This window comes from Vibrio sp. 10N.222.46.A1, from assembly GCF_041473595.1.
GTDB classification, from domain to species: Bacteria; Pseudomonadota; Gammaproteobacteria; order Enterobacterales; family Vibrionaceae; genus Vibrio; species Vibrio tasmaniensis_A.
Window position 1 is genome coordinate 1 of the sequence record NZ_JBFRSN010000686.1, and the last position, 8,043, is coordinate 8,043.

Annotated in this window: 8 protein-coding genes; 4 read left to right on the plus strand and 4 right to left on the minus strand. The window is 44.4% G+C overall.

What is annotated here, in order from left to right:
- Positions 1-106 precede the first annotated feature (106 nt).
- From AB4496_RS18345 to pepT, 3 genes are all read right to left on the minus strand, one after another.
- Positions 107-949: a mechanosensitive ion channel family protein gene (locus AB4496_RS18345; RefSeq protein WP_009844787.1), complete on the minus strand. Its 843-nt coding sequence runs from the start codon at positions 947-949 to the stop codon at positions 107-109.
- 226 nt (positions 950-1,175) lie between these two features.
- Positions 1,176-1,643 (minus strand): DM13 domain-containing protein, encoded by a 468-nt coding sequence (locus tag AB4496_RS18350; protein WP_017099789.1) that lies wholly within the window; start codon positions 1,641-1,643, stop codon positions 1,176-1,178.
- A 76-nt stretch (positions 1,644-1,719) separates the two neighbouring features.
- The gene (gene pepT, locus AB4496_RS18355) at positions 1,720-2,952 is read right to left on the minus strand and encodes a peptidase T (RefSeq protein ID WP_102258178.1); all 1,233 of its coding nucleotides are present in this window, start codon (positions 2,950-2,952) and stop codon (positions 1,720-1,722) included.
- A gap of 349 nt (positions 2,953-3,301) precedes the next feature.
- Between pepT and AB4496_RS18360 the strand changes: the two genes are divergently transcribed.
- The 3 genes from AB4496_RS18360 (at position 3,302) to AB4496_RS18370 (ending at position 5,775) form a co-directional block, all read left to right on the plus strand.
- Complete coding sequence (locus AB4496_RS18360) at positions 3,302-3,448, plus strand: hypothetical protein (protein WP_009844784.1); 147 nt, start codon at positions 3,302-3,304, stop codon at positions 3,446-3,448.
- Between the two features lie 348 nt (positions 3,449-3,796).
- Entirely contained in the window at positions 3,797-4,849 is a 1,053-nt protein-coding gene (locus AB4496_RS18365) for an aldo/keto reductase (protein WP_102258179.1), read from the plus strand.
- 191 nt (positions 4,850-5,040) lie between these two features.
- Positions 5,041-5,775, plus strand: a complete 735-nt coding sequence (locus tag AB4496_RS18370; RefSeq protein ID WP_009844781.1) for an RNA methyltransferase — start codon at positions 5,041-5,043, stop codon at positions 5,773-5,775.
- Positions 5,776-5,872: 97 nt separating this feature from the next.
- On the opposite strand, the gene fdxA is transcribed toward AB4496_RS18370, so the two are convergent.
- Complete coding sequence (gene fdxA, locus AB4496_RS18375) at positions 5,873-6,196, minus strand: ferredoxin FdxA (protein WP_009844780.1); 324 nt, start codon at positions 6,194-6,196, stop codon at positions 5,873-5,875.
- Between the two features lie 254 nt (positions 6,197-6,450).
- Between fdxA and AB4496_RS18380 the strand changes: the two genes are divergently transcribed.
- A partial coding sequence (locus tag AB4496_RS18380; RefSeq protein ID WP_372131576.1) for an NAD(P)/FAD-dependent oxidoreductase occupies positions 6,451-8,043 on the plus strand: 1,593 nt, incomplete at its 3' end.

Consider the following 8,043-nt stretch of genomic DNA (forward strand, 5'->3'; position numbering starts at 1 on the left):
CTAGGTCTCAGGTCTAAGTCTAGATCTCAAATACAAAAAAGCCGAGAGTCGATATTATCGCTCTCGGCTTTCTTTTTATTCGGACTTGTTAGCTTCCAGCATCGTATTAGTCACTTGAGGGAAATGCCAACGCGTAAGCTTCCATGAAATCTTTACGGATATCCTGTTCAAGGTGAATCGCTTTCTCTGTCGGGCAGAAGATCATAAAGTGGACTTCTTGCTCACCCGTTGAGCTGCTCGTGATATGAATGTGCGGTTCAGAGCCAGGAAGGTCAACCCCAGCGTGCTTCTCAATCACACCATTGTAACGACGGGCAACATCGATAAACTCTTCACAATGCTCTTCAATTTTCACGATAAGACCCGGCACCATAGGGTATAGGTTTACAAAGTCTTTCACCGTCACAAAAAAGTTATGATAAACATAGCGCTTCATGAAGTTGAGGTTCTTTACCGGATAAGTGAAGAACATGCTATTAGGCAGCGTGGCAGTCTTGCCAGTGAAGTGATATTGCCCATGATACAAATCGATTTCTTGAATCACAGTCGCCATCAAGTTGTGCTCAATCACCTCACCGCTGATTTTGCCCACTTCAATCCAATCACCAATTCGAAATGAGCGAGAACTCGCACGCTGAATAGAGCCAGTAAAACAGAGGATGATCTCTTTTGAAGCCACGACTATCGCAACCGCAATAGCGGTAACAGACAGCGCAAATTCGCTGATTTCGGATTTCCACAACACGAATAACGTCACAACAATAATCGCGAATGTGCCATTTTTGGTACGTGACATCCAGTTACGTTGGTCTTCACTAAGAAAAGCGACATCACCACGGATTCGAGACAAAGTGATTCGTCGGATTATTAATATAATGCAGATGATCAGCACACTAAAAATAAACTTATTAGCGAGTAAGAAATCTATTACTTGCCACATCTTTTCCATTACTTATTCCTTTGTATTACAACAATTAAGCTTTATAACGACGAGCATTAAAACGATTAGCTCTATAACGATGAGCTTTACAGCGACTGACTCAACCCAATAAACGCATTATGAAAAAGCACTCAAAAATAGAGCGCTCCTTTTCATGCTTTTATCAGCTATTAGGGCGTGTTGACCTTTCGCGGTTAAATTTTGTTCGAAAGATCAACACGCCCTAGTAAGGCTATCATTTTATCTTGGCAGAAGTAATAAATTGGCCAAAAGTTTCACACCAAATCACAACGGTATTAAATCGATTAAGATCAGTACCTTCTGGGAGGTTAACCATAAATCGGTCGAATGTTTTTACATCTCCGACTCTCAGTAACTCACTCTTGCTGTCATTGAATGCCTGTTCGGTTTCAATAAACTTAGGTGATAGGTAAACCTTATAATCCGGCCCCGGCGCCAATTCACCTTCAAAAGCTATCGCACTTTCAGAGACAGAGACCATGCCCTCTCCCCAATGCAAAAAGTCACTGTCTTGTCGGTCTTTGGTGAACTCACCTGTATAGATCGCCTGCTGACTGATCGCTTCAACAGAACTTGAGGAAGGAGAATCAGGCTCAATCAAGATAGGTAGTGCGTAGACACCAAGCCCAAAACCAAAAGCACCCACGGCTAAGTGGGTGCAAAGTAAAACTAACTTTTTCATCGCGTACTCCCTTATGCTTAAAGAGAGTATTAATGAATACTCTCAAAAATACAAAGAGATATCGCGTTTTAGGCGGCTATTTTTGATAGTGAATAGCGGTACGTTGAGAGAGTTTCACGATCACTTCTACCCCTTGTTCCATACCTTGAATGGTAATGAACTCGTGAATACCGTGGAAGTTGTAGCCACCAGTAAAGATATTCGGACACGGTAGCCCCATGAAAGATAAGCGAGCACCGTCTGTACCACCTCGGATAGGCTTGATCATTGGCTCAACATCGCACTCAATCATCGCTTGCTTCGCTAATTCAATAATATGTTGATGCGGTTCAACCATCTCTTTCATATTGAAGTAGCTATCGGTTAGCACCAGCTCAACACGGCCTTTCTCAAGACGCTCATTCAGCTCATCCACTTTCTGTTGCATGAATGCCTTACGCGCTTCTACACCCTCACGTTCAAAATCACGGATGATGTATCCCAGTTCAGAGCGAGCCACCCCCATTTCAGCCGACTTCAGGTGGTAAAAACCTTCATAACCTTCTGTGCACTCTGGTGTTTCTTGCGCAGGCATCATCAGTTGGAATTGCGCTGCAATGTTCATTGAGTTCACCATTTTACCTTTGGCGGTACCTGGGTGAACGTTCACACCATGACAGATAACATCAGCGCTCGTGGCATTAAAGTTCTCAAATTCCAACTCCCCTACTGGCCCACCATCGATGGTATACGCCCACTCGGCGCCAAATTTTTCAACGTCAAACAGGTTCGCACCGCGGCCAATCTCTTCATCCGGTGTGAAACAAATGCAGATGTCGCCATGTTTGATGTCTGGATTCGCTTTCAGGTAAGCAATCGCACTGATGATCTCAGCGATGCCCGCTTTGTTATCGGCACCAAGCAGAGTTGTGCCGTCAGTCGTAATAAGGTCGTGACCATGTAAAGAATCAAGGTCTGGGTATTGGCTTGGGTTCAAACTCTCGCCACTTTCACCTAATTCAATCGTTCCACCCTGGTAAGCTTTAATCACTTGTGGTTTCACATTTGCTCCTGAAGCATCAGGAGCGGTATCCATATGCGCCACAAAGCCAATCGCAGGCACTGGATAATCGACATTCGACGGCAGTTTAGCCATCAAATAGCCATTTTCGTCTAAAGACACATCAACTAACTCTAATGCAACCAATTCTAACTTTAAGGCTTCAGCAAAAGTAATTTGACCCGGTGAACTTGGGCATTGCTGATTAGAAGGATCGGATTTAGTATCAAAAGTAACGTAATTCAAGAAACGTTCTACAAGCTTTTCCATAATTCATCTCACCATGGATTAAGTAATTGATTTACTGACCTAATTATTAAGATAGATAAGCGATGTATTTTTAGACAAATACGTACGCAGAGTCAGTCGCGAGGCTTTTCATCTTACGCCCCTGACCATGTATGTAATTGCTCTAAATCATTGTTGTGCGAAATTAGATGCGCTTCCTATACTTGAAAACAGAGGGTTTCGTCAGTTCAACATTGCATACGGATGATAAGCGATCGCTTTGTACGCATTCTACGCCCTCCGCTCTCAGCCTAAAAAAAGTACAAAGTAGATGATGATCACAATTTATCCTTGATGCAGAATCTGTCATACGTTACACGGAGACACAGTTATGACGATTAATAAATATTTCATTTTCTCTCCTCAAGCCTCTGAGGAAACGCTTCAACCAGTATTAACTGAGAAAGAAGTTCAAAGGCAGGAAGCTCTAAGACAGGCGCAATCTCAAGGTGGTTTTGACACCAACGCGACCTCGTAACTTAATCAATACTCAGAACTTGTTTATAGAACCCCTAAAAAAGAGCTCTACTTCTCGTTGATGTAGAGCTCTTTTGTCTCTGAATCTTTCTCCTATCCCAATGCAGCTTCATTCAGGCGCCTGATCTATTAACACCTTGTTATCTATCGCGTCTTTTGTATGTTGCTTCTCAATCATCAAGCAGACTCATTTGTTGCAATGAGAAATGATTCATTAAACTTGTCCAAGCCATACCCTGTGTTGCCATTTTGTGCTAATAATTTATATTCGTTTTCATTCCTCACTCGCCCTCTTTCAATATCCACACTGCGAGCACTAACGAGCCTCACTACAGGAACCCCGAATTTAATGGAATACTCAAAATTAGGAAGTAGTCAAATTCCCGTTTCCCGAATCTGCCTTGGCAGCATGACTTGGGGGCTGCAAAATACGCAACAACAAGCTGACCAACAAATCGAATACTCGCTAAGCCAAGGTATTAACTTTATCGATACCGCAGAGATGTACGCAGTACCACCGTCTCCAGACACCTACGGTAAAACGGAAGCAATCATAGGTAACTGGTTAGCTCGCAATCCGCAGCGCCGCCAAGAAGTCATCATCGCCAGCAAAATTGCAGGTCCGGGATTGCCTTGGGTTCGAGATGGCGGGCCAATCACGGGGGAAGCTGTAATTGCAGCGGTTGACGCTTCACTAGCGCGTTTACAAACGGACTATATCGACCTTTACCAACTGCATTGGCCAAACCGAACGACGCCTCACTTTGGCAAGCATTTCCCGAATCATATTCGATTCAGTGATATCGACCGAAAGCAGCATGAAGCGGAGATGCTAGAGATCCTCCAAGCACTAGCGGGCTGCATTAAAGCCGGAAAAATCCGTCATGTTGGTTTGTCTGATGACACCACTTGGGGTATTAACACTTACCTTAAGCTCAGTGAGAAGCATGATTTACCGCGAATGGTCTCTATTCAGAATGAATTTAGCTTGCTGCACGCGAAAGACTGGCCTTATTTGATTGAAAACTGTGTGCATGAAGACGTTGCCTACCTACCATGGTCACCGTTAGCAGCGGGCATGCTGAGTGGCAAATACATTGATGGTGCGAGACCAGAAGGCAGCCGTTGGACGTACATGCAGCGTAAAGGTATTTTCCGCGACACTGAGTCTGCCAATGAGGCCGTAAAAGGATATTTCGAAGTTGCGAACGCTCACGGGTTTACACCGAGCCAACTAGCATTAGCGTGGTGTAATCAAGTTGATGGTGTCACCTCCACTATTATTGGCGCAACCACTATGGAACAACTGAAAGAGAACGTAGCAGCGTTCAGCAAACCGTTGTCAGAAGAGATCCTTACCGATATCAACACAGTGTTTAAGCGCTACCCTGCCCCATATTAATCATACAGGTCAGCTAATCTTGAGTTCAGCTTAATGTTAGATGATTAAATCAGATAAGAGCGCGCTATTTAGTGCGCTTTTCTTTTTTAAGTGGGTTGCTTTTGCTTTTTAGTGGATCGCATTGAGTTATCACGCTTTTGGTTATCCAACCTTTGCTCTATAATGCGCGGGCTTATATCTAGGATAAAAACATGATTTCAAAAAACCAATTAAAACTCCTTCGTGCTTTGGGCCAAAAGAAACAACGTAAAGCCCACGGCCTGTTTCTAGTTCAAGGTGAAAAAAACGTACTTGAGCTGTTCAATAGTGACTTAGTCGTAAAGAACGTCTTTGCTACGGCTGATTTCTTATCTGAAAATCACGCGTCACTGTTTGAGTTTGATTGTGTTGAAGCCTCGCTTGATGACCTAACCAAAGCGAGTACTTTGGTGAGTAACAATGCGGCGATTGCTGTTGTTGAGATCCCAACGTTTGAATTACCAAAAGCTACTGGGTTAATGATTGCACTGGATGGTGTATCTGATCCGGGCAACCTAGGTACGATTATTCGCGTAGCAGACTGGTATGGCATTAAGCATATCGTTGCGAGCAGCGATTGTGCAGACCCATACAACCCGAAAACGATCAGCGCGACCATGGGCAGCTTTGGCCGAGTACACGTAAGCCAAACAGACTTACCTGAATACTTAGAGCAAGCGAACCTGCCTGTTTACGGAGCGTTCTTAGAAGGTGAAAGTGTTCATAAGACGGAATTTACTGCCAACGGTATTTTACTGATGGGCAGTGAGTCTCACGGTATTCGTGAACACGCCGCTAAATTCGTGACAGACAAGATTACGATTCCAGCATTCGGTGGCGCAGAGTCTCTGAACGTAGCAATGGCGACAGGTATTATTCTCGACAACATGCGTCGTCAGCATAGCTAAATTTCATAAGCTAACGAGCCAGTCGACACTGCTCAGATATTAAAAAAGGCGTATTGATTAAATCAGTACGCCTTTTTATTTGAGTTCTTTTCAACAATTACTTTTCTAGCATTGCCAACTTATCAGCGACACCATTCCACTTTTCAGCTTCATCCATCGGTGCTTTGACTTCAGTTTGTACCGGCCAGATTTCGGCAAGCTCGGCATTCACTTCAATAAAGATCTTTTGATCTTCTGGCAGATCATCTTCTTGGAAGATCGCTTGAGCATCGCATTCAGGTACACATAAACCACAATCAATGCATTCGATTGGGTTGATTACCATGAAATTCGGGCCTTCATGGAACGCATCTGCGGGGCATACCGCCACACAGTCTGTGTATTTACATTGAATACAGTTATCGCCTACGACAAATGCCATGATGCTCTGCTCTATAAGTTAGTCAAAATTGAAGAATGGAGGATAATACTCATCCCAAGGCAAAATTCAACATCATACGGCTCTAATATCGTGTCTATTTGCTCCATGTTTCCAAATTAGTATGACAGATAAATCAATTTCTCGTAAAATGCGCGCCATTGTGAGCTTATCGCTTCTTTCAACATCAGCGTTTTCATCAAACTCTGCGTTTAGAAGCGGTCTAGCTAAGACACCTATAAAGACGAGACATCGAAATGATACGTTTAACCGAAATTAAACTCCCTCTAGACCACGAAGAATCAGCCATTCAAGCTGCTATTGAAGCGAAGCTTGGCATTAATTCTGATCAGGTACTTTCTTTTAATATCTTTAAACGTGGCTACGATGCTCGTAAGAAATCAAAAATCTTACTTATCTACACGCTTGATGTTCTCGTTGAAAACGAAGCTGAGTTGTTAGAGCAATTCATTAGCGACCCGCACGTAAAAGTGACTCCCGACATGGAGTACAAATTCGTGGCTAAAGCGGTTGAGAACCAAACTGAGCGCCCTGTCGTTATCGGTTTTGGCCCTTGTGGTTTATTCGCTGGCCTAGTGCTTGCTCAAATGGGTTTCAATCCAATCATCGTTGAGCGTGGCAAAGAAGTTCGTGAACGTACGAAAGACACCTTTGGTTTCTGGCGTAAGCGTACTCTGAACACTGAATCAAACGTACAGTTTGGTGAAGGCGGCGCAGGTACATTCTCTGACGGTAAGCTTTACAGCCAAGTTAAAGATCCAAAGCACTACGGCCGTAAGGTAATCGAAGAATTCGTAGCTGCTGGCGCACCAGAAGAAATTCTATACGTAAGTAAGCCACACATCGGTACCTTTAAACTGGTTACCATGATCGAGAAGATGCGTGCTTCTATCATTGAGCTAGGTGGCGAAATCCGCTTCAGCACTCGCGTTGATGACGTTCACATGGAAGACGGTCAAATCACTGGCTTGACGCTTTCTAACGGTGAAGAGATCAAATCTCGCCACGTTGTACTGGCTGTTGGCCATAGTGCTCGTGATACGTTTGAAATGCTGCACGAACGTGGCGTTTACATGGAAGCTAAGCCTTTTTCTGTTGGTTTCCGTATCGAACATAAGCAAGCGATGATCGATGAAGCTCGCTTCGGTAAAAACGCAGGTAATCCTATCTTAGGTGCAGCGGACTACAAATTAGTACACCACTGTAAGAATGGCCGCACTGTATACAGCTTCTGTATGTGCCCGGGTGGTACTGTGGTTGCCGCGACTTCTGAAGAAGGCCGCGTAGTAACCAACGGCATGAGCCAATACTCACGTGCAGAGCGCAACGCAAACAGTGCCATCGTTGTGGGTATCGACCCAGAGCGAGATTACCCAGGTGATGCACTAGCAGGTATCCGTTTACAACGTGAATTAGAAAGTGCCGCTTATGTTCTAGGTGGCGAGAACTACGACGCCCCTGCACAGAAAATCGGTGACTTCCTGAAAGGTCGCGATCCAAGTGAGATCGGTGAAGTAAAACCATCATTCACACCAGGTATCCACCTAACTGATATTTCAAAAGCACTGCCTGATTTTGCTATCGAAGCAATTCGTGAAGCAATCCCAGCGTTCGAGAAGAAGATCAAAGGCTTCTCTACGCCAGACGGCCTGCTAACGGGTGTTGAGACGCGTACGTCTTCTCCTGTCTGCATCAAACGTGGCAAAGACTTCCAAAGCATCAACCTTAAGGGCTTCTTCCCGGCTGGTGAAGGCGCAGGCTACGCTGGTGGTATCCTATCTGCTGGTATCGATGGTATTAAGGCTGCGGAAGCGCTAGCGATATCAATG